Raw genomic sequence first — 19,207 nt, forward strand, 5'->3', positions numbered from 1 at the left:
TGCGAGCTCATGTGTTCGTGAATGATGTTGCAGCCCGAATCACAGTGCGTTGAGCGTCATCTCCGAGGTCGTAGAACAGTGGAAGACGCACCAGGGTCTGTGAAGCATCCGAGGCAACCGGACAGGAATGCCCTTCTTGCAGGCTTAAGCCAACGGGTGATTCGTGCAACGCTTGATAGTGGAAGACAGTAAGTACGTCACGCTCACGCATGTGAGCGATGAAGTCATCGCGCGCATGTCGCGACTTGAAGCGCAAGTAGAACATATGTGCTGTGTGGTCGGCTAGTTCTGGGACCTGCGGCAAGGTCACACCTACTTGGTCAGCCCACTCTGCAAGTTCCTCTTGGTACTGGAGCCAAAGACGCATTCGCTCGGCTTGGATCTCGTCAAACCGCTCGAGCTGTCCGACCAGTGTTGCCGCGAGCATGTCGGACATCACCCAGCTTGAGCCAACGTCAGCCCAGGTGTACTTATCGACCTGCCCTCGCAGGAAGCGCGCACGATTCGTGCCTTTTTCTCTCAGAATCTCAGCTCGTTCGACCAACGACGGATCATTGAGGATGAGTGCACCACCTTCGCCGCAAGTCAGGTTTTTAGTCTCGTGAAAGCTAAGCGTTGACATGGCACCGAAGGTCCCTAAGGTACGCCCGTCGAAGTGACCGCCGAGTCCGTGCGCATTGTCCTCGATGAGAGTGATTCCATGATCGACTGCGAGCTGCTGAAATGCATCCGGATCCGCACCAACACCCGCGTAGTGCACGACGCAGATCGCCTTTGTTCGGGCAGTGATGAGTCTTGCGACGTCGCTTGGATCAACATTAAGAGTATCGGCGCGACTGTCGGCAAAGACCGGCTTCGCACCGTTCCACATAAATGCACTTGCTGTAGAAACGAAGGTATACGACGGCACGATTACTTCATCGTCAGGTTGAAGGTTCAGTAGGCGAGCACTGAGTTCGAGTGCGTGCGTGCAGTTAGTTGTTAGTAAAGCGGTTGCGCCTGAGTGCATTTTCGACAGCGCAGATTCCGCCATTTTGGTGAACTCGCCGTTACCGGAGATGGAACCATTCCCAATGGCCTGCTCGAGGTAGGCCCGTTCGTTTCCGTGAAACGAGGGTCGATTGAAGGGGATCATGGATGCTCCGATGTACATCGCTCTAAAGAACCAGCATAAACAGGTGCAGCTTCGTCTTGGCAAACTCCTGCGGATTCAATCATGACTCCTCGAATCCTGCGTCTATGGAGATCCATGACGATGGGCGCAAATCACGTTCGTCAAGTCCAGAATTTCGCAGCCATGGAGTCGGGCAAATAACGACAGTCTCGTCCGGGTCGCCAAGCCAGGCAGCCCACCAACTGAACGAACTATTTGCGGTAATTACCGCAGTTGCTTTAGACATTAAAGCAATACTCTCGGCGGCATCGGCCTCATTTGCAGGCTCCACTACGAGGGCGTCAACAGCTATTGGGCCAAGCATTCTGATTGCTTCAGGCGGGTCGTCCGAGAAAATGACAATTCTTCCCGCGACACCGCGATCGTTCAGGGATTGGATCGCACGTTCGTAATAGGGCCTCATGAGCAATCCGTGAAAGGCGGAGTTTCGTGCCTCCATGTAGTCGCCTCGGCGAACATGCAGCGCTATCCATGGGCCTAGGGCGTCAAGTTTTTCGCTTGTTTGAGTACGCCATAAGGAATGGGGAATGTGGACCTGTATATCTCGACGAAGTTCACCCGCGATGTTTTCAAAATAGCGAGGAGATTGGAAGTAGCCCGACAAGACCGCGCCCACTCGAACCTGTGTGATGCGAGAGTCGTACTCGAACCCTCGCTCCTTGAAAGTGTCGCGCGGTAACAGTGCAGGAACTCGCCGTCCTACAGCGGCACGTATCCGACCAACGCTCGAGTAACCGAGGTCGATCACTTGTGTCGCATCTACAAGCCACGAAAGCTCAAACTCACGTGAAGTATCTTCGGGGCCAACTCTGGATAGTTCAGAGGTGTCTAGAAACACTGGGCATTTGAGCCTAGCGGCGACCCCGCGCGCAGCAGCGTATTCAAACAACTGGTTACCGAGACCGCCGGAGAGTTTGGCAGTGATTCCTGACCTCGTGACATTAGCGAGTTCGCTCATCGCCCTTATCCACAGCGAGGATTTTAGGATCGAGTCCGGCCAAGTTGGCGAATCCCTGGGCGAAGCAATATTCACTGCTCAATAATGCAGTTGGATGTTGAGAGGAGTACCAATTCATGTGACTTTCATCGTGCCAAACCGCAATCGTTCCTTCAATCAAATCGGCTTTGGTGCGCTCGGAAAGTTCATGGACCATGGAGAGAAACGGATCACGTAGCCCCATCCAGGTGCCTCCGCATACATACACCCGCCTCTCGTTACGTGGGACGTACGCTCGCGACTCTGGACGTTGCTCCCATGCGCCCCGGGAACCGGATTGCGCCCGCAAGATCGCATCTTGCGTAGCTAGACGCGGGTTCCGAGCGTAGAGCGAAAGCCTGTGTGGCCAATTCGGACGCCAAAAGCCGGGGTGTCGAACCAGCGCTAAGCCGCCGGGCCAATCATTTGGGTGCAGGTCATCTCCAATGTCCGCGACAATGCGCATGTCGGCATCAAGATGTATGAGCAAATCCTGATCCATATCAGATCGATGCTCATCAATGAGTGAATACCTCAGCAAGGTGGCTTCTGGCCATTTAAGCGCTTCGATTGATATTGGGTTGACTGTGACTCGATTGAAATCGCCAGCCATCCCTCGTACTTCATCTTCGCGGTCCGTAAAGACGTGGAGGACAACCGTTCGATCTGTGAACAAATGTTCATCAGCACTCATTGCCATGTCACGCCAATATTCGAGATAGCGATTCGTGGCTACTGTTACTACTCCGACTGAATTGATATCGACAGTCGGCAAAACAGTTCTTGGTTCGTGGGACACGGTAGTGAGTCTCTCATGGAGAGGCCACAATCAGCATTCTCCGTCGCGGTATTGAGCGCGCCACACCTTACGCGCGAATAGCGACTGTCTATCTTGTGGGACAACTAAACCAAATAATCATCGCCGGGCTTTCTAGCAGAATTTTTTGATGCGGGAATTCCAAACGCCACGGTCAGCTCGGGAATGTCTTGATGAACGTAACTCTGAGCTCCGATGACTGTGTCTTTGCCGATTGAAATGCCATGCTTAACAGTTGCACCAATCGAAATCGCGGTTCTTGCGCCAATGTGCACGTTCCCACCAAGAGTTGCATTTGGCGCGATAGAAGCAAAGTTTTCTAACATGCAATCATGTTCAACGACAGCCGCACTATTGATAAGACATCCCTGGCCGATACGAGCATTACTGCCAACCACGGCATTTTGTAATACGACCGTTCCTTGGTCAATTGTGGCGAATCGAGAAATTGACGCAGAGGGATGAATAAAGCAGGGAAATTGTTCAATCGGAATAGTGAGTAAAAGTCTGTTCCAAATGACTTCGCGTTGGTAATTGTCACCAATACCAATGGCAACGAGCCCACCATTTCTTATGTGATCGTTCGGAAAGTTATTGACAACTGGGTAACCAAGCAGTTCGTGCGTTTCTCCGGATTCATCAATAAAGCCGGTAATTGTGTAACCAGACGCAGTGACAGTTTCAGCCAAGCTCGTCGCGTGACCACCAGCGCCAAAAATGACTACCCCGTGGCGTGTAATGGCTTGCTCCTCTGGCTTGGATGGACGCTATTTTGTCAGTGTATTCAATTTGTAATTCTATTTAAATAGTCACTAAATCGTTGTTCAACTAATGAGCAATCAAAGTTTTCCTTTACCCATACTGCGCCGTTCGTTCCCAATCTCTCCCGCAGTTCAAGGTCGCTACTCATCTCAAGAATTGCTTTGGCTAGGGATTCTGGTGACTTTGCTTCGACCAATATTCCAGTGGTGTTGTCGACAATTGAGTCTGAACATCCGGTTACCTTCGTGGTGATCACCGGGAGCCCGCATGCTTGAGCTTCAAGGACAGAGATCGGAAAACCTTCTCTGTAACTCGGGAGGCAAAAAATATCCGCTGCCCACAGCAGGCTCCTTGGATCATCAACAGGCCCGTAGATGTGAGCCCAAGGCTGAGAGTCGAAAAGTTGAAGGGTCGATTCGAGTGCGAATTTATCTGACTGCTCTTCGGGTCCAACAATTTCGAGTTTTAGGTTTGTGTTTGAAGCAGATGCACTTTGCATCGCATTAGCCAAGTCTTTGATGCCTTTATCAACGGCGAGACGTCCGAGGTACATCACGACTATGTCGCGCTGTGTGAATCCAGCGGCAACACGAGCCAACTCTTTTTCTTCACTACTCGGTGGCCGGAAATAGCTTGTATCCACGCCACAGGCACTACCTAAACCCAAGACGACTGCTTGCTTAGATTTGAGCAATCCCTCCGTCTCGAGCAATTCAGTGAGCGAATTGCTATCCGAGAGAATATTTGTTGACCACTTAATCGCGAGTTTCTCAGATCGAATACTGATGAAGCGCAATGAACCTTTCAGGCCCTCAGCCCTTAATCCCCGGATGTGATAAACCCTTGTCGGCACGCGACAAAGTCGAGCAGCGATACTTCCGAGGAGCCCAGCTTTTGGCGTGCTCACGACAGTTACATCTGGCTGCACAAGTTTTAAAAGGCGAATCCATGAGTACAAGCCGCGTAAGTCGGCGGTGATGCTTGGTTCTCTTCGCATTGGTACGGCGTGAACTGAGACACCCGGTATTTCTTGCAGGGTGTCGAACCCTGAATCAAGGGAAGTGGCTAGGTGGACTTCCCAGCCTTCATTGACGAGAAGTTGCATTTGACCAGTGAGAAACGCATTGGCTGTCAGAGGAATTGTGACCCCGAACAAGACCTTTCGCATTTCCTAAGGATAGTGATTCAAGGCTATGACTTAACGACCTCTATCGACAACCTTGAATATGCTGTCTACATGAGTCCTGCGGATGAGCGCGTCTACTTATCGGCGCCGAGAGCTCTTCCTGAGGACATCGCCAGCGTTACTCGAGCACTTGAATCTGGGTGGCTAGCACCTGTTGGTCCGGAACTTTCAGGATTCGAGTCGGATATTGCCGAATTTATTGGCGTGAAGCATGCAGTCGGACTCAGTTCTGGAACAGCTGCTTTGCACCTTGGTTTGAAGTACTTGGGCGTCAAGTCAGGCGACTACGTGATCGTTCCAACAATGACATTCGCGGCTACGGCTTTCGCCGTGACGTACCTAGGTGCCATACCTGTTTTCGTCGATGTTGACCAAGAATCATGGAATCTTGATCCCATTCTTCTCGACGAAGTTTTGACCGAGCTGGCGAAATCTGGAAAGAAAGTTTCTGCGGTTATCCCAGTCGATCTCTATGGAACACCATGTAATTACCTGCAAATATTAACGGTTTGCGAACGACACGGCGTCCCCGTCCTTGAAGATGCCGCAGAGGGCTTGGGTGCTTCGCTGGGTGGTGCGCGCCTTGGTTCTTATGGACGAGCGGGAGTTCTTTCATTTAACGGAAACAAGCTCATCACGACTTCAGGTGGTGGGATGCTCGTGACCGATGATGATGAATTTGCTGCGAAGGTTAGATATTGGTCGACACAGGCTCGTTCTGACAATCCTTGGTATGAACACACCGAAATCGGTTACAACTATCGCCTAAGCAATATATTGGCGGCTCTTGGCCGTTCTCAACTTCGACGAGTACCAAGAGAAGTGGAAACACGCCGTTCGACGCGAGAAATGTATCGGGACTTATTCGCGTGTATGCCCGGCATGGAAATTCAGCAAGATCCGTCTTGGGGCACATCGAATGCATGGCTCACAGTGGTGCGTTTCGATCTCTCGGTTTTTCCTAATGCGCCCACACGAGTGCGTGAATTCTTAGAGTCCAACAATGTTGAGTCGAGGCCAATATGGAAACCGATGCATCGGCAACCAGTATTTGCGAGCAACCCAAAATTTTTGACGGGGATCGGCGATGAGTTGTTTGAAAATGGGCTATGTCTTCCATCAGGTACCGGACTTGACAGTCGAGATATTGAGCGAGTCGCCTCGCTCGTCATTGAATGCCTAGAGTCTTGAATCGTTTTTATCGTGTTTTCATAAAGCGCATATGTGATCTATTTTTTTCAAGCCTACTGATGATTCTTTTGTCTCCCGTGTTCTTCCTTGTTCAGTTTCGAGTTGCGAAGAATTTGGGTCGACCAACTATCTTTCGTCAATTGCGCCCAGGGCTTCGTGGGCAAGTGTTTGAGTTGAGAAAGTTCCGAACAATGGTGCATGCGGACCCTCAGAGCTCGCTCACAGATGCTGAGCGGCTCACCCCGTTTGGAATGAAACTTCGATCATCGAGTTTGGATGAGCTACCGGAACTCTGGAATATTTGGAGAGGCGATATGAGTTTCGTCGGCCCTCGCCCGTTGCTTGTCGAATATTTGCCCCTCTATTCGTCGTCACAGGCTCACAGACACGATGTTCGGCCTGGTTTGACTGGCTGGGCTCAGATCAACGGGCGCAATTCCTTGAGTTGGGAAAAGAGATTTGAGCTGGATGTTTGGTACGTGGAAAATTGCGCATTCCTGCTTGATTTGAAGATTTTGTGGCGAACTGTCGTCAAGGTTCTTAAGCGGGAAGGCATCACTGCGGAAGGCGATGTCACCATGCCGCCATTTTTGGGTTAATCGGCAGTCACGGGAGCAGGCATTAATCGAAAAGAGCAACACTAGTCAAACTCGTTCAACATATTGACCCAGTTTCCACACGCACAATTTCATCAACTGCACGCGTTCGAAATTGCGATTAAGATTCGAAATCTATTGTGTGAATGCATGAGTAAGCGGCAGACCTTGTGCAAGTTGCAGTAAGTAACTGATGACGTCATTCTATAATCGAGTCGCTATAGGGGGAGATGAGTTTTAGTGCTAAATGTTGGGTCTTTAAAGGTTCACATAAATCAAGTCTATCTTGAAGTTTTCCGAGTAAAAGTTGCTTGTAGCCAAGTGAGTTTTAAACAAATGCCCATGCGAGGAAATTGAGATGGTTGAAGATCACGATGCTGCCGCAAACCCAAGCACGAAATTAACTAGCAGTGATTCAGTATCGGTGAACGCTAGTCGAAAAATCACTAGAGCAGGCGTTGCATCATTGACAGCGATTGCTTACGGAATTGTGTTTTATGGAATCTTAAGTGCGAAATCTTTAAGACCAATTGCGGATGATTACACGATAGCAGCGGCTTCGTTGCAAGGGCCGTTAAACGCAATCCAACATTATTGGAATTTTTGGTCTGGTGACCTCGTCGCTTGGATGTCAAACGTGATTTTAGTTGGTCTACCGTTGATCGGATTACCTTGGGGGATTGCATCGGCCGTCCCTTTTGCAGTCAGTCTTGCTTTAGTGGTAGCAGTAGCTTTAACACTCATAACCTCTCGAGTGTCACTTACCCGTGGAGCCAGCCAGCGAAGCACGTGGAGAGCGGTTCTCATTTTTGCGGGGCCGATAGCGCTTGCTTGGTGGGCTTATTGGTGGGGCCCGCAAGCTTTTGGCACGGGCGGCTCAAGAGAGGTTTCGTTAGCCGCTGGAATTACAATGTGGCAAACCCTAAATGCACAATATGTTGTACCGATAGCAATCGCAGTGGGAGCATACTGCCTAGTGGAGACTCGCATGAATCTCTCACGCGTTGTAATTTTGGGTTACGGCGTTCTTGGTTTATTCATAGGGTTTACCGGTCCGGTTATGGCAGTTGCAACTCTTGTATTCGTACCGATACTTGGTCTTTTATGTGTCTTAATAGGCCACCCTCTTGGAAAAAGTAAGCGAAATTCTTGGGTTCTGTTGTGGGGGGGGGGCATTCGTAGGAACATTCATCGCACACAACGCCCCTGGTGTTGAAATGCGATCTTCTCTCCTTCCAAACCCGAACTTCACTTTAGATTTTGTCCTAGCTGAGTTCAAAATAATTCCAGTCGGTGTGGAACTCTGGATTAGTAGTTTCATAAACCCTGGCGCATTAATCGTTTTAGGTCTGACTGGTTTGTTTTCTCTATTGTTGAGTTGGCTCGGATACACATTTGCAATTCGGCGACTTTCATTGAGCGCACTTGGTTTTCTGGGTTTCTCTCTGATGCTGGCAATAGTAAATTCAGTTTCCGAGGCCTTTGCTTATGAGGCATTTTGGCATCAGGTTCAAGTGCGTGAAATATCGTGGTTCGGGCTCTGCTGCGCAGGAGTAGCGCTAGGCGCCGGGTGTGGTCGGATGCAGCAGAGTGCTGCCCCAGTTATCACGCTACTTATTGCAGGAATTTTGAGTCTAGTTTGTGCAGGATCCACGGTTGTAACAATGACAGGCACATGGATCTCCCGGGAGCATGCATGGAATAGCGGGGCAGCACCTGAACCTGGGATTGCTGACATAGAAAGTAAGTGGGTGCGTGACAGTTGGGAAAAACTCGCAGATTTCCGTGGCACCGACTTGCGGAAATAAAATCCCTAAGCACCGCATTTCTTTAGGCGACTAACTGCACTGCATTTTCCGTAGGCGGCCTTCGATGTAGCACCGTTAAGCCATGCGAGCAGTGTCGGCAAAGAGACAAACTTCTCTAGCGAGGATGTTTCAAGATAAAGTCTTTCAAAGCCCTACAGCTCTCGGGAACTGTATCGAGCTCACAGGCAGGGTGCTTAAATGGTCTCTTGAGGGGAGTCGTTCCTCAGAAACGTTTTCCTGAGAGAGGATTTACCCGTGGAGTTCGCATTCCTTGCCGCATATCTGGCATTTGCCGGGTTGACCCTGCTGTGGTGTCGCAGTGTGGCTTGGTGGGTAATTTCAATTGTTACGGGAATAACCTTCGCCGGCGCTGTCATGAATCTCGGAGTTGCGCTCGGGCATAACTGGAATAAAACAGAACTTCAGGTCCTCCTACTCATTGGTCTAGCGGGACCAGCAGCCGTTGCGTTCTTACGGCGTAGGGCTAAGAATCCTTGGGAACTGAAATATCAGGCATTAGCCGTTCTTTTGCCATTCGCGCTCTTAGTCGGGTTCTTCTTTTTAGTTACCGTCTTTTGGACAAAAGAACCCGCATATCTGCATCCCGTGAGTTTCCTTATGGGCCACAACCAAGCCGAAGACAATGCAAAGTGGCTTGACTTCACTTCTCAGTTCGCGAGCGGCCAACCAATTTGGCAAGCAGTTCCCATGGGTGGACCGCTTGCGATGGTAATGGTTTTTGTTGCGACCGCTATGGGCGCGGTCTCACGTGCTGCATTTGGCGGGTACAACCAAGTCGCAGTAGCCGCGAACACCGTGGTGTTTGGCGAGTACTTCATGGTGATTCTCGCACCGCTCGTATTGGCACCGCTTACACAAGCCCGGCTGCGCCTTCAAGGAACAGGCGAACGAATCAGGATTCCTGCACCATTCATCTGGCTGGCGGCGCTGGTGGTCGCTGCCGCGAATCTCGTGGCTACGGGGTATGGACACCTGACATTTCAGTTCGTGGTGCTTGTGGCGACTCTTTGGGCAGCCACTTTCATGAGCCGCGTTTCAGTTCCTCGAGCGTTGTTGATGACAACGTTGATCATGATTGTTGCGATGACCGTTTGGTTCCCATTGAACGTTCTCGCGGGCATTTTGCTTTTGGGCACATTGGTGTACCTCGTTCGACAAGCTCGATTCGCAGCAACGCGGGATTACATAGGAATATTTCTGTGGCTGTTTGTAGCAATCTGCACTTGGCAACCGTTATGGAGTTCAGTTTCATTTGTGGTGCAAGGAAGCGCTCCAACTGCTTCAGGAGAATCAGCCGGAGGAGTGGGGGCTGTTGTTGCTTCGGTATCAGCTGGCCTTGCCGATTCGACGTTGTTTTCGGCATCTGGCGGAACTGATCAAACCGGTCCGATCCTTGCAATTCTTGCTTGCACAGCCGTTCTGGGAGCATCGATTTTCTTAAGTCGACAAACGGGTGGTCAATCAACTTCCCTGTATATCCGTTTGCTGCCAATCATCGCCTTGGCAGGTATGGCGCTTCTCATCACGGTTCTTGACGCCTGGGCTACCGGCGGCGGCCCACACTATGGGGCATTGAAATTTACATTTATGGCCGCGATAGTTGTGACCGCTGTTTGTACTCCATTTGCGTTATTACTGATTGACACGTCATCTCTTGTATCCATGACGCCACTTCGGTGGGCAGCAATTGTTACCGTGTTTTTCCTTCTCGTAGTTGACGGTCTGATTCCCAAAGCAATTGCTGCAACGCGACCAGAGCAGTGGTCCCCGCCGAATCCTTCAAGTAATGCATTGAGTTATTGGTGGCCAGCGGATGTTCGGAATGCGGAAACGCAATCCATTGCGACAAGCCCAGTCGGATGCGTGTACCTGCCCAATGGCGCAAAAGTACCGTCAGCGATTTTGCAATCGCAAGCCTCAACTCCTCAACAGGTATATTCCTGTACCCGAATTCTTGCTGGGCTTGCGGGGCAGGATACCCATGCGCAACCGCTCGTTGATTGGTTGCGCCGGGAATGGCTGACCAACACACCGGCATGGTCGGATGTTTACGATGGCTTGTCTGCGATGCCGGCGTCAGCTCTGGATAAGCCAATAATTTTGCTAGATGATTACAGCAACGTTATTGGTCTGGATTCAATGCGCAGTCTGTTGCAGCGTTATCCGAAGTTTGCCGGAAAAACTCCTGAAGAACTGGCAGTTATTAACCAGAATCAGTGACGCTCGCCAAGTGGCTATTTCACGTATTGGAAGCGCTCAAGCACATCAAGATAAACACTTTTGGTCCCAACTGACAAGGGCGTTTTAATGAGATGCTCCACCTCATGTTGATGGCTTGGAATGAGTCGTAAGTCCCGAGACTGCGATGCCGCGCTTGCGTGAGAACCATAGGCGACTGGAATTTTTGTTCGTGAAATTTCCTGCATGAGGTGAATCAGATATCCGAGTGATACCGGACGTCCAGAAGCAATAACTTCAGTGCGTGCAGTCAAAGTTTCGGCGCAAAGTGCGTTGCCCATCGAATCAAGAATCACGGCAGCGGCATCATCGACATAGATGTAGTCACGAAGCGTGTCTAGTGAGACAAACATATTGACTACTTGCTTTGTGATTGCAGCTAAGGCCAGTCGAGAGATAAGGCCTTGAAGTTTGTCGAGATTTTGCCCAGGGCCGTATAGATTTGAAATACGGCCGATGACAAGTGCGCACATGCCTTGAAGTTCTTGAGTTGCACGTTCTTCTTGAGCGAGCTTGAGCTCACCGTAGGGGCTCAGAGGTTTAGTTACAGAGCGATCTGTGAACGGCGCGCTATCTGAACCGGCGTAAACGCCACCAGCCGATGAGCTTAAAAAGAAGACTCCATTTCCCACTGGAAGATTGTTTTTTAGTGAACTGAGGGTTGCCTGGAACGTGCGCAGTTCATTCGCCACCTCAGACTGAGTCGATGCATTTGCTGCATTTCCAGCGGCCCAAACGACAGCCCAAGGGTTGTTCCCAGCCTGTTCAGAGAAAAGCCGAGCATTACGCTCAATTGCCCGAAGCGAGCCTTCTGCGTCACGCCAAGGAATGGGCACAGATTGAAAGTGGTGCGTGACTTGGCGGCGAATAGAAGACCCTAAGAGCCCACCAGCACCAATGGTCCAAGTAATCAATTGGTTTCAGGTGTTTCAGTTGAGCGGGGGTCAAAAGTCGCGGCAGGGTCTCTCACCACAACGTAGAGCGGTTTACCTAAACTCATATTTGTTGCTGCGCCAACGTATTGGGCAACAATTCCAAGACTCAAGAGTATGGCCCCGCCAATAACCATAAGGGCGACAAAGGTACTTGCCCATCCGGCAATCGGGACACCACCTGTGATCCGTTGCGCAAGAACCCAAATACTCACTAATCCGCCCAGTGCTACAAACAGAACGCCAAGCCAACTTACGATGGCAAGCGGTTTTGTGCCACTGGAAATTACGAGCCGGCCAAAGTGCGAAAACAAACTCCGATAATTGTAGTTAGCGGCTTCGCGCCCTTCTTGACGACCGACAACTGGACACGTCGTTGCATCCGCGACTACCCAACTCAGGGCAACGTCTAAGTACACGCCGTTACCAGTGTAGGCAGCAACTGATCTTCCAATTTCACCAAGGATTAAACGGTAACTGTTGAATTCCGCGAACTTGGAATCTGCTAAAACATTGGTAAATAGATGTTTTGCAGTTCTCGACCCGAGATTGCGTAGAGCGCTGTGCGGCAGTGGATTTGTAGGAGTTCCATAAACCAACTGAGCACCATCGGTGTAAGCCATATCGAGCATGGTGGCGATGTATTCAGGGTTTTGTTGACCGTCTTCATCCATCGTGACGATCCAATCGCCACCTGATGATGTCATTCCTGCAAGTGTTGCGGCATGCTGGCCAAAGTTTCTTGATAGCCAAACCGGTTTCACCCAGGCATATTTGTCAGCTAGCTGTCGAATGGTCTGATCGCTCAGTCCTGGGCCACGATCCCAAACCAAGAGGACTTCCCCGATATGAAACGCCCTACCTTCGGGAGTTTGTTGCACCTCGGTAAGTTCAGCAAGTTCGGCAATGAGCGAAGGCAGGGTCTTCTCACCTCGATAGACGGGGATGACTACGCTCACGCTCAATGACGGCACCATTGGATTCTAGAGGGTAAGTGCTATCAGACCGCCGTAGAACCTTCAGTTCTTAGGTCTGACGAGTTCCACCATGATGGAAAGATCCACGCATGCGTAGCAAGGTGTAGGCACTTCGTCGTAATCGAGTTTGTATCCGAACGTTTGTGTTCGCTCGTAATCTGTCGAGTGAGGTGGGCGGTGGCTGGGTGCTTAAGGCAAATTCCTGCTGCCAAAGTTGAAATTGGCGCAGTTGCACCGTTGCAAGACGGGTCGACCAAGAACTTGCGCTCACCCGAAATGCCCCTATGGATTCTTTGCGGATCACGAGATGCCTGCCCTGTGCCACTTTGTGGTAACACGAAACGTCTAGCATTAATGGGTTGGTACCTATCCAAGGCATTGCCTTGAGTAGATCCTCACGGCGAAACAGGACTGAAACTGGCTCGCCAACGACATTCATGCCTTTGAGGTAAATCGCCTTAAGTACTAGGTCACCAGCGACTAGGCCTGGTTTTAGTCCAGAGCAGCCGCGATTGCGATAAACGATCTTGCCGTCTGCGTCGACTATGTCGCGTTGCGCGACTGCCATTGCTGCCTCGGGAAAAGCTTCAAGGTCGGTCACTTGATCTGCAATCGCGGTTTCCCTTAACAGATCATCCTGGCAAACAAGTTTGATGTACTTACCTGTTGCCGCGGTGGTGCATGCTGTCCAGTTTTCAGCAGCTGAAGTTCCGGCTGGTTGTTGAATTATTCGGATTCGAGAATCCGTAAGTGCATTCAGATAGGCGGCGGACGAATCTGATCCGCCCCCTTCGCTGAAAATGATTTCAAGGTTGGAGTAGGTCTGGGCGAGGATTGAATCGGTTAAAGCCCGCAAGTGAGGCATTCCATTGAAAACGGGAATGACAACCGATACAAGAGGGAACACAGGGCTAGTATCCCGGCTTATGGGCAGATTATCGGTAGCCAGGGTCACCTGGGTGGCATCAATGCTCACTCTTGCGTTAGCAGCCATAATTTTTTTATTCGTGCTTTGCACACTAACTGAAACGGATAATCAAGGAAATATCCCTCCCGCGTTTACGGCGGTAGCCGTATTTTTCATGGTTGTGGCAGCTGCAGGGTTGATCAAGCGGATTGACCTATCGTTTCGAGCATTTTTCCCGTGGCTTATTGGAATCGCATCTTTACTCTTTTCCTTTGTTCCCTGGGCGGTGTTGACCTGGGGTAATGCTGGCCAGGCGTCCACGCTTTATCGCGGTTTGCGAATCCCCCAAGGTATTGAACGATTCTGGGATCTTGCCCTTGTGTTGCGAAGTATTGATTGCGACTCGTGGGGGTTCAATGTTTTCGTAAACAACAATGGCTGCATCAAAGATGCAGCCATCTATGGGCCGGGAATGCTCTGGCTGCAATACGTACCTTTCGATGCCTTCTCATTTACTCACGTTTTGGCTCTTGGGGTCGCCATGATGACAGTGTCGTCATTGGCCTTGGTTTGGCTCGCTCAGCAGTCCTCGGGACTCGGCCAACTCACATTAATGGCTGCTGCACTCGGCACACCGTGGTTGCTTTTGCTCGAACGAGGCAACATCGATGCGATCCTGATTTGGGTGGCAATTGCCTCAGTGATCATTGTCCGACGATGGCCATCGATCTGGTCATGGTCGGTCGTTGCATTGTTTATTTGGATTGTTGGCACTTGGAAGTATTACCCATTCGCTATGGGGCTGATGCTCCTGCCAGTTTTACGACTTCGCAAAGGGTGGACGGTCGTTGCTGGGTATTTTGTAGCAACACTCCTCTACCTATTAGTTACCTGGTCTAATTTCAAGTTCAGCATGCAATCCAACTCGAATATGACCGAAATCGGTGATTATGTTGTGCTGGGAAGAACGCCGATTGTCGCCAGAATGTTTGGGTCGACATTCCCATCCGCCAACCTACAAGTAGGCGACCTATTGGTTCTGTTACTAGCTCTGTGCGCAGTGGTATGGGGTGTTTTTCTAGCCTTGGGGCACACCCGACGTTCTGATTCGGCTCCAGGCTATTTGTCGATGCTGGGGGCCGCGGGAAGTGGTCTATTTCTCGCAAGTGTTCTCGTCGGCGGCTTTGGTTGGGCTTACAAAGCTTCATTTTTGCTACTTGGTGTACCTCTGTTGTCACTTTTGGTGGCGACTGCAAACCGTAAGAAAATTTTCGCTGGCGTTATTGGGCTTGGCTTGACTGCCGTGTGCTCAATCGTTGTGTGGAACACTCTCCTTGCAAGCCTGGCTGGCATTATTGCCGCATCTATTGTTGCGGGGCTGAGTTTCACCCTCATGATCACTGCGGTGCTTGCTGCCCGGCGGAGCACCATCGCCATTGGAAGCTAACTCAGCCGCATTTACTGGAATTAATTTTTAGAATTAGTGCATCCGAATTCTCAAAAGCGACTGAAGCGTATGGTTCCCAATTTCGTGTTTGGGTGCGTTCTGGATCTACCCATATCCAATTGGCATTCATGAGGCAAAGCGGCGTGAAGGTTGTTGGGCTGGGTTGGTCGATAAAGCCCCATTCTTCTTTCTCCCGCTGCAGAACAACATCTGTAAATTTAGGCGGTCCGTACATTGCTTGATAAATAACACTTGAGGCATACGTTCGAAGCCCCGTGAGTGCAGGTACGAGCGATCCAGCACTGATATTTGTGGCGATGAGATCCTCAGAGGTGGCATGTGATTTCAGCCAATCTGCCGCAATCACGTGTTGATCGCTCCACTGCTCAGGAGTCACTGTGTCTTGGGATTTCACAAATGGAAGTAACGAACCGAAATACTCATAACTTATGAGAGGCAATACGCCGACCTTGTCAGAACCGATTCCCAGAAATCTTCCTTGAGCTGCGATCCCCACCAAAACTAACAAACTGAGAGCCACCGCAGCTCCACGCCTAGTGAAAGAGTTTCTTCGAAATCTCACGCACAGAGCTGAAAGAGGCACCGCGATCAAGATAGCCGCAAGAGGGCCTAACCACCGAAGCGTGCTGACCCACGGATCACCCCCAGATGGGCCGGTGATCCAGAAAGCGGAAACAACAACGGATCCACCAATTGCTAATAGTGCGGCAGACAGCAATAACGGCAACTTGTGCCTGTCATTCTGAGTATTTTCGCGAATTGCTTCAGCCACACCTGCTGATGAAATCGCAATAAGGGGAGCTGACGCTGCGAGAGCGAACCAAGTCTCGTTGAGTCCACTGCTAAGAAAGAACACCGCAGCGAGCCCTGTCAAAGCAAGTGCCATGCCGTACAGCGTCGAGGGCGAAGTTCGAGTTGTTGCATTGCGTATAAGCCAGAGTAGTCCAGCCCAACGCAAAGAAATTGCAATGAGAAGGATTAGCGTGCCGACTATTACACCGGCTGTACCAGGAAATGGGTTGAGCCCCTGAACAGTTGAAGCCCTATCAAGAAATGTTCCAAACTTGAGGTCACCAGGGCTTGCAGAACCGGAAACTAATTTGAGGTAAAGGGCGGTGGAAAACACTATGACACAGAATGCTGATACGGCTGCACGCTTCCACCACCATGGCTTTTTGATTAATGCGTACAGTGCGAGAAGACAAACGCCAGCTACTCCGACAGCTCCGGCACTGACCTTCGCGCCGATGGTGGACGCAAACAAAACGGTGACGATCCCTATCCAGACACCAAGCCTCGCATGACTGGCCACCCGTTCAGAGAGCAGGAGTATCAGTGCGTAACTTGCACCGAGTAGCCAAGCTGCCGATAGTGCTTGCGACGGGGAATCAAAATTGAATATGGCACCGTTTGTCGCTCCAACATATCCACCAAAAATAAACAGCAAGACCGCAAGCGAAGGCGCCCAAACGACAGATGAGAGTCGACGCACCCATGCAATTGCGATCAAGCAGGATGCGGCGATAGCAAGAAAAGGAACAACTCTGCTCAAGACAACGAATGGTGAAGCTGAAGTTGTAGAAGACAGCTCACCCGCCCAACCGTAGATGAGCCAGTGATAACGAATTGTTCCGCCAGGAATGAATATGCTGTCGAAGGGTCCGAATTTCGCCATGGACGTTCCAAGAGATTCAAAGAACAACATGTCAGGGTGGTAATTGCCTTCAATCCCCACCCACCGCAATGGATAATTCGCGATATTCGGTATGAGTGAAATAACGCCAGCAACACCAGTTACCGCAAGAGCAGTAATTGACGATCGAGTGAGATGAAGCGCTTCAGTTCGTTTTGGACTAACAGGGCTTCGAGTAATAAGAAAAATAATCAGACTAACAACAGCAGGAATGGGCCAACCCCAAAGACCACCGAAAATTACTTGAACAGCCAGAGTTGATGCGAGGGACAGAATTGGGCCGAGCACTAAGCCCATACCAAGAACTTCGATGCTATCCGCATGCTGATGCCTTAAGCGGCTCCAAACAAAAGCACCTGTACCTACCTGGATGCATAGAACGAAAATAAGTCGCGTGGCTTCGAGGGGATATACGCCCGTAATCAGAAGAAACAATGCAAAGGTGGTTGCCAGTGCAACACTTAGCCGCAAAATACTTAATTCCGCGAGACGCTTGACCTTCATCTGAATCCTTCGGTGACTAGGTATGTAGTCTACGAGTCACTTCTTTTGACAGACGAGCACCGCAGGCAGTAATTGACGCGAAAGGTGTCTAAGTTCTCGTCGAGAAACGAAGTGCCCCCGTTTGATCAGAACATAAATTAACCTCGTGGCTTGCTATTTCACATTCACATTCCAGAGGGTCAACGTCTCCAAGTCCGCTTGGGCTTGATAAATCGCTTGCTTGGCGCGGACGACTCTCTGATCCGTGGGGAAATTCCAATCAGTTACGCAGGACGAGTCCGTTACTACCCATTTCACATTTGCCAGCTTGAGCGTGAGCGGGTTGTCTGGTTGGCGGCCGTATGGATCACGGAACGTGTCAATGTTTTTCTTGTTGGCAGGCCATGCAAGCCCAAGGTTGTAGTACGGAACAGGCTTCTTCGCAATCAACTTGAAGATCTGTGGATCCATACATTGGGAACCAAGCACCAAGCCCTGAGTTCCCGTCGTGATGGCCTGGATCGCTTGAGCTTGGGAGTCGGAGAGGACGTGGATCCCTTGGGCTTTTGCGTAATCCCAAAAGCCTTTGAAATCTTGAAGTCCGAGTCCCCAAGAAGTGATTGCGAGAACTCCAGTTATGGCGAAAACAACCTTGTGTTCAGTGCTGAACGAGGTGAAACGGGAAATTCCCCACGCCAACGGAATCGAGAGTAGAAGTGCACTCAACGTGGCGAACTGAATCCACGAACGATACGGCTCTTGATTGAAACCCCAGATGTCGTTGGCAGGCATGATGATGAAGCCCAGCGCCAAGGCGATCACTAATGAGCTGAGCGCTGCTTGGCGACCGCGCCATAAGCCAAGACCCGTAACGACGAAAAGCAAGACCCACGTAGTTGTAGCAACGAGCGTTCCAATTTCCAAAATTCCAAGATTGGTACTTGAAGCTTCCCGGTAGGTAAGGAACGGATCCTTTGTCACAACACCAATTGCTGTGCGCACAACTTCGGGGCTTGCAGCGAGAGCCGTGATGAGTAATGCAGGAATAGCAAGGCGTTTGGCCCGAAGTGCCGCAGGGATGAGCACCGGCGCCATGCTCAAAAACAGCGATGCCAGCAAAGGTAATGGCCCAAATATCTGGGAAATTGATTTACCAAACCAGAGAACTACAAACCCGAGCACGATGGTGAGATACATCCGGGCACGTGAAGGATGCTTCGTGAGATCTCGCGCGGCAACAAAGATGGCGATGACTAACGTGATGGAAAAGAAGGTATACGTCTGGACGTTTGCCAATAGACCAATGAGCAAAGCACTGACCCAAATTTCAATTTTGGGTGTGCGATGACTCTCGGTGTTTTCCTGCTTAAACAACGCATCCACAAGTAACGCCATTGCTATAACCGCGATGCTGATTCCGGCGACTTCACCATTGAGCGTGAACAGCGATGCATACGGTGCCCAAATGACTGCGTGTGAATCTAACGGTGTGTACCAGTTGTTCACGGTGTAGTACGAAGCAGTGCCGGTAAGCAATGCAAGCGCTGGAAGAACTGCAACCCAAGCTTTTCCGCTGACCCGTGCGGCAACGGTTCCAACAGTAAGCACTGCTGCACTGAGAATTGCGATGCCCAGAACAGTCCACACAATCCACACAGGAATATGTGTGAGCCAAGAAACGCTACCGATGACGCAATACCAAAGGCTCGGGTAGTGCGAAACGCCAGTTTCCGTCAGAGGTTCAACCGTCGCAAAATTTCCCTGTGAAACATTGGTGGCAATTGCGGCATAAGAAAGCTGATCGTGGGAGAAATACGCGCGAAAGCCTTTCCACCAAGGTGCACCAAGAAGGGGGCCAATGCTTATTGCCAGTGTGATGAGCTCAGCAATGATGATGGAAACGATGAATGTGGGGTTGCGGAGCAAAGCCGATGAATTCCGCCCGTGAATCGTCATGGTGCGGGCAGTCTATGAGGTG

Annotated in this window: 15 protein-coding genes; 5 read left to right on the plus strand and 10 right to left on the minus strand. The window is 50.6% G+C overall.

What is annotated here, in order from left to right; all coding sequences use genetic code 11:
* Window positions 1-7: 7 nt before the first annotated feature.
* The 5 genes from rffA to PHN51_06965 all read right to left on the minus strand — a co-directional run bounded on the left by rffA (window position 8) and on the right by PHN51_06965 (window position 4,897).
* Entirely contained in the window at window positions 8-1,135 is a 1,128-nt protein-coding gene (gene rffA / locus PHN51_06945; protein ID MDD2818518.1) for a dTDP-4-amino-4,6-dideoxygalactose transaminase, read from the minus strand.
* A 79-nt stretch (window positions 1,136-1,214) separates the two neighbouring features.
* Window positions 1,215-2,132 (minus strand): alpha-1,2-fucosyltransferase, encoded by a 918-nt coding sequence (locus tag PHN51_06950; protein MDD2818519.1) that lies wholly within the window; start codon window positions 2,130-2,132, stop codon window positions 1,215-1,217.
* Complete coding sequence (locus PHN51_06955; protein ID MDD2818520.1) at window positions 2,116-2,949, minus strand: hypothetical protein; 834 nt, start codon at window positions 2,947-2,949, stop codon at window positions 2,116-2,118. Before PHN51_06955 ends, PHN51_06950 begins: the two co-directional genes overlap by 17 nt.
* Window positions 2,950-3,053: 104 nt before the next feature.
* A complete protein-coding gene (locus PHN51_06960) occupies window positions 3,054-3,686 on the minus strand; it encodes an acetyltransferase (protein MDD2818521.1) in 633 nt (210 codons plus the stop codon).
* A 65-nt stretch (window positions 3,687-3,751) separates the two neighbouring features.
* A complete protein-coding gene (locus PHN51_06965; protein MDD2818522.1) occupies window positions 3,752-4,897 on the minus strand; it encodes a glycosyltransferase family 4 protein in 1,146 nt (381 codons plus the stop codon).
* A gap of 69 nt (window positions 4,898-4,966) precedes the next feature.
* On the opposite strand from PHN51_06965, the gene PHN51_06970 reads away from it, so the two are divergent.
* The 4 genes from PHN51_06970 (at window position 4,967) to PHN51_06985 (ending at window position 10,751) form a co-directional block, all read left to right on the plus strand.
* Complete coding sequence (locus tag PHN51_06970; GenBank protein MDD2818523.1) at window positions 4,967-6,106, plus strand: DegT/DnrJ/EryC1/StrS family aminotransferase; 1,140 nt, start codon at window positions 4,967-4,969, stop codon at window positions 6,104-6,106.
* Complete coding sequence (locus PHN51_06975; GenBank protein MDD2818524.1) at window positions 6,091-6,705, plus strand: sugar transferase; 615 nt, start codon at window positions 6,091-6,093, stop codon at window positions 6,703-6,705. Before PHN51_06970 ends, PHN51_06975 begins: the two co-directional genes overlap by 16 nt.
* 1,214 nt (window positions 6,706-7,919) lie before the next feature.
* Complete coding sequence (locus tag PHN51_06980; protein ID MDD2818525.1) at window positions 7,920-8,510, plus strand: hypothetical protein; 591 nt, start codon at window positions 7,920-7,922, stop codon at window positions 8,508-8,510.
* A gap of 255 nt (window positions 8,511-8,765) precedes the next feature.
* The gene (locus tag PHN51_06985; protein MDD2818526.1) at window positions 8,766-10,751 is read left to right on the plus strand and encodes a hypothetical protein; all 1,986 of its coding nucleotides are present in this window, start codon (window positions 8,766-8,768) and stop codon (window positions 10,749-10,751) included.
* A 14-nt stretch (window positions 10,752-10,765) separates the two neighbouring features.
* Here PHN51_06985 and PHN51_06990 read toward each other — a convergent pair whose 3' ends face one another.
* The 3 genes from PHN51_06990 to PHN51_07000 form a co-directional block, all read right to left on the minus strand.
* Window positions 10,766-11,683 carry an NAD-dependent epimerase/dehydratase family protein gene (locus tag PHN51_06990; protein MDD2818527.1) on the minus strand — a complete coding sequence of 306 codons (918 nt, stop codon included), beginning with the start codon at window positions 11,681-11,683 and terminating at the stop codon, window positions 10,766-10,768.
* Complete coding sequence (locus tag PHN51_06995; protein MDD2818528.1) at window positions 11,680-12,660, minus strand: glycosyltransferase; 981 nt, start codon at window positions 12,658-12,660, stop codon at window positions 11,680-11,682. The genes PHN51_06990 and PHN51_06995 overlap by 4 nt, the downstream gene beginning before the upstream one ends.
* Window positions 12,661-12,727: 67 nt before the next feature.
* A complete protein-coding gene (locus PHN51_07000; GenBank protein MDD2818529.1) occupies window positions 12,728-13,585 on the minus strand; it encodes a glycosyltransferase in 858 nt (285 codons plus the stop codon).
* 52 nt (window positions 13,586-13,637) lie between these two features.
* Between PHN51_07000 and PHN51_07005 the strand changes: the two genes are divergently transcribed.
* Window positions 13,638-15,032 (plus strand): hypothetical protein, encoded by a 1,395-nt coding sequence (locus tag PHN51_07005; GenBank protein ID MDD2818530.1) that lies wholly within the window; start codon window positions 13,638-13,640, stop codon window positions 15,030-15,032.
* 1 nt (window position 15,033) lies between these two features.
* Here the strand turns inward: PHN51_07005 and PHN51_07010 are convergent, their stop codons facing one another.
* Complete coding sequence (locus PHN51_07010) at window positions 15,034-17,250, minus strand: hypothetical protein (protein ID MDD2818531.1); 2,217 nt, start codon at window positions 17,248-17,250, stop codon at window positions 15,034-15,036.
* Window positions 17,251-17,403: 153 nt separating this feature from the next.
* Window positions 17,404-19,185, minus strand: coding sequence for a hypothetical protein (locus tag PHN51_07015; GenBank protein MDD2818532.1), 1,782 nt, complete (start codon window positions 19,183-19,185; stop codon window positions 17,404-17,406).
* Window positions 19,186-19,207 lie beyond the last annotated feature (22 nt).

This window comes from Candidatus Nanopelagicales bacterium (assembly GCA_028687755.1).
GTDB lineage: Bacteria > Actinomycetota > Actinomycetes > S36-B12 > S36-B12 > UBA11398.

Bases quoted from the DNA above. Each gene is read 5' to 3' on its own strand.
- rffA (MDD2818518.1), bottom strand. From the start codon at position 1,135: ATGATCCCCTTCAATCGACCCTCGTTTCACGGAAACGAACGGGCCTAC.
- PHN51_06950 (MDD2818519.1), bottom strand. From the start codon at position 2,132: ATGAGCGAACTCGCTAATGTCACGAGGTCAGGAATCACTGCCAAACTC.
- PHN51_06965 (MDD2818522.1), bottom strand. From the start codon at position 4,897: ATGCGAAAGGTCTTGTTCGGGGTCACAATTCCTCTGACAGCCAATGCG.
- PHN51_06970 (MDD2818523.1), top strand. From the start codon at position 4,967: ATGAGTCCTGCGGATGAGCGCGTCTACTTATCGGCGCCGAGAGCTCTT.
- PHN51_06975 (MDD2818524.1), top strand. From the start codon at position 6,091: ATGCCTAGAGTCTTGAATCGTTTTTATCGTGTTTTCATAAAGCGCATA.
- PHN51_06980 (MDD2818525.1), top strand. From the start codon at position 7,920: ATGCGATCTTCTCTCCTTCCAAACCCGAACTTCACTTTAGATTTTGTC.
- PHN51_07010 (MDD2818531.1), bottom strand. From the start codon at position 17,250: ATGAAGGTCAAGCGTCTCGCGGAATTAAGTATTTTGCGGCTAAGTGTT.
- PHN51_07015 (MDD2818532.1), bottom strand. From the start codon at position 19,185: ATGACGATTCACGGGCGGAATTCATCGGCTTTGCTCCGCAACCCCACA.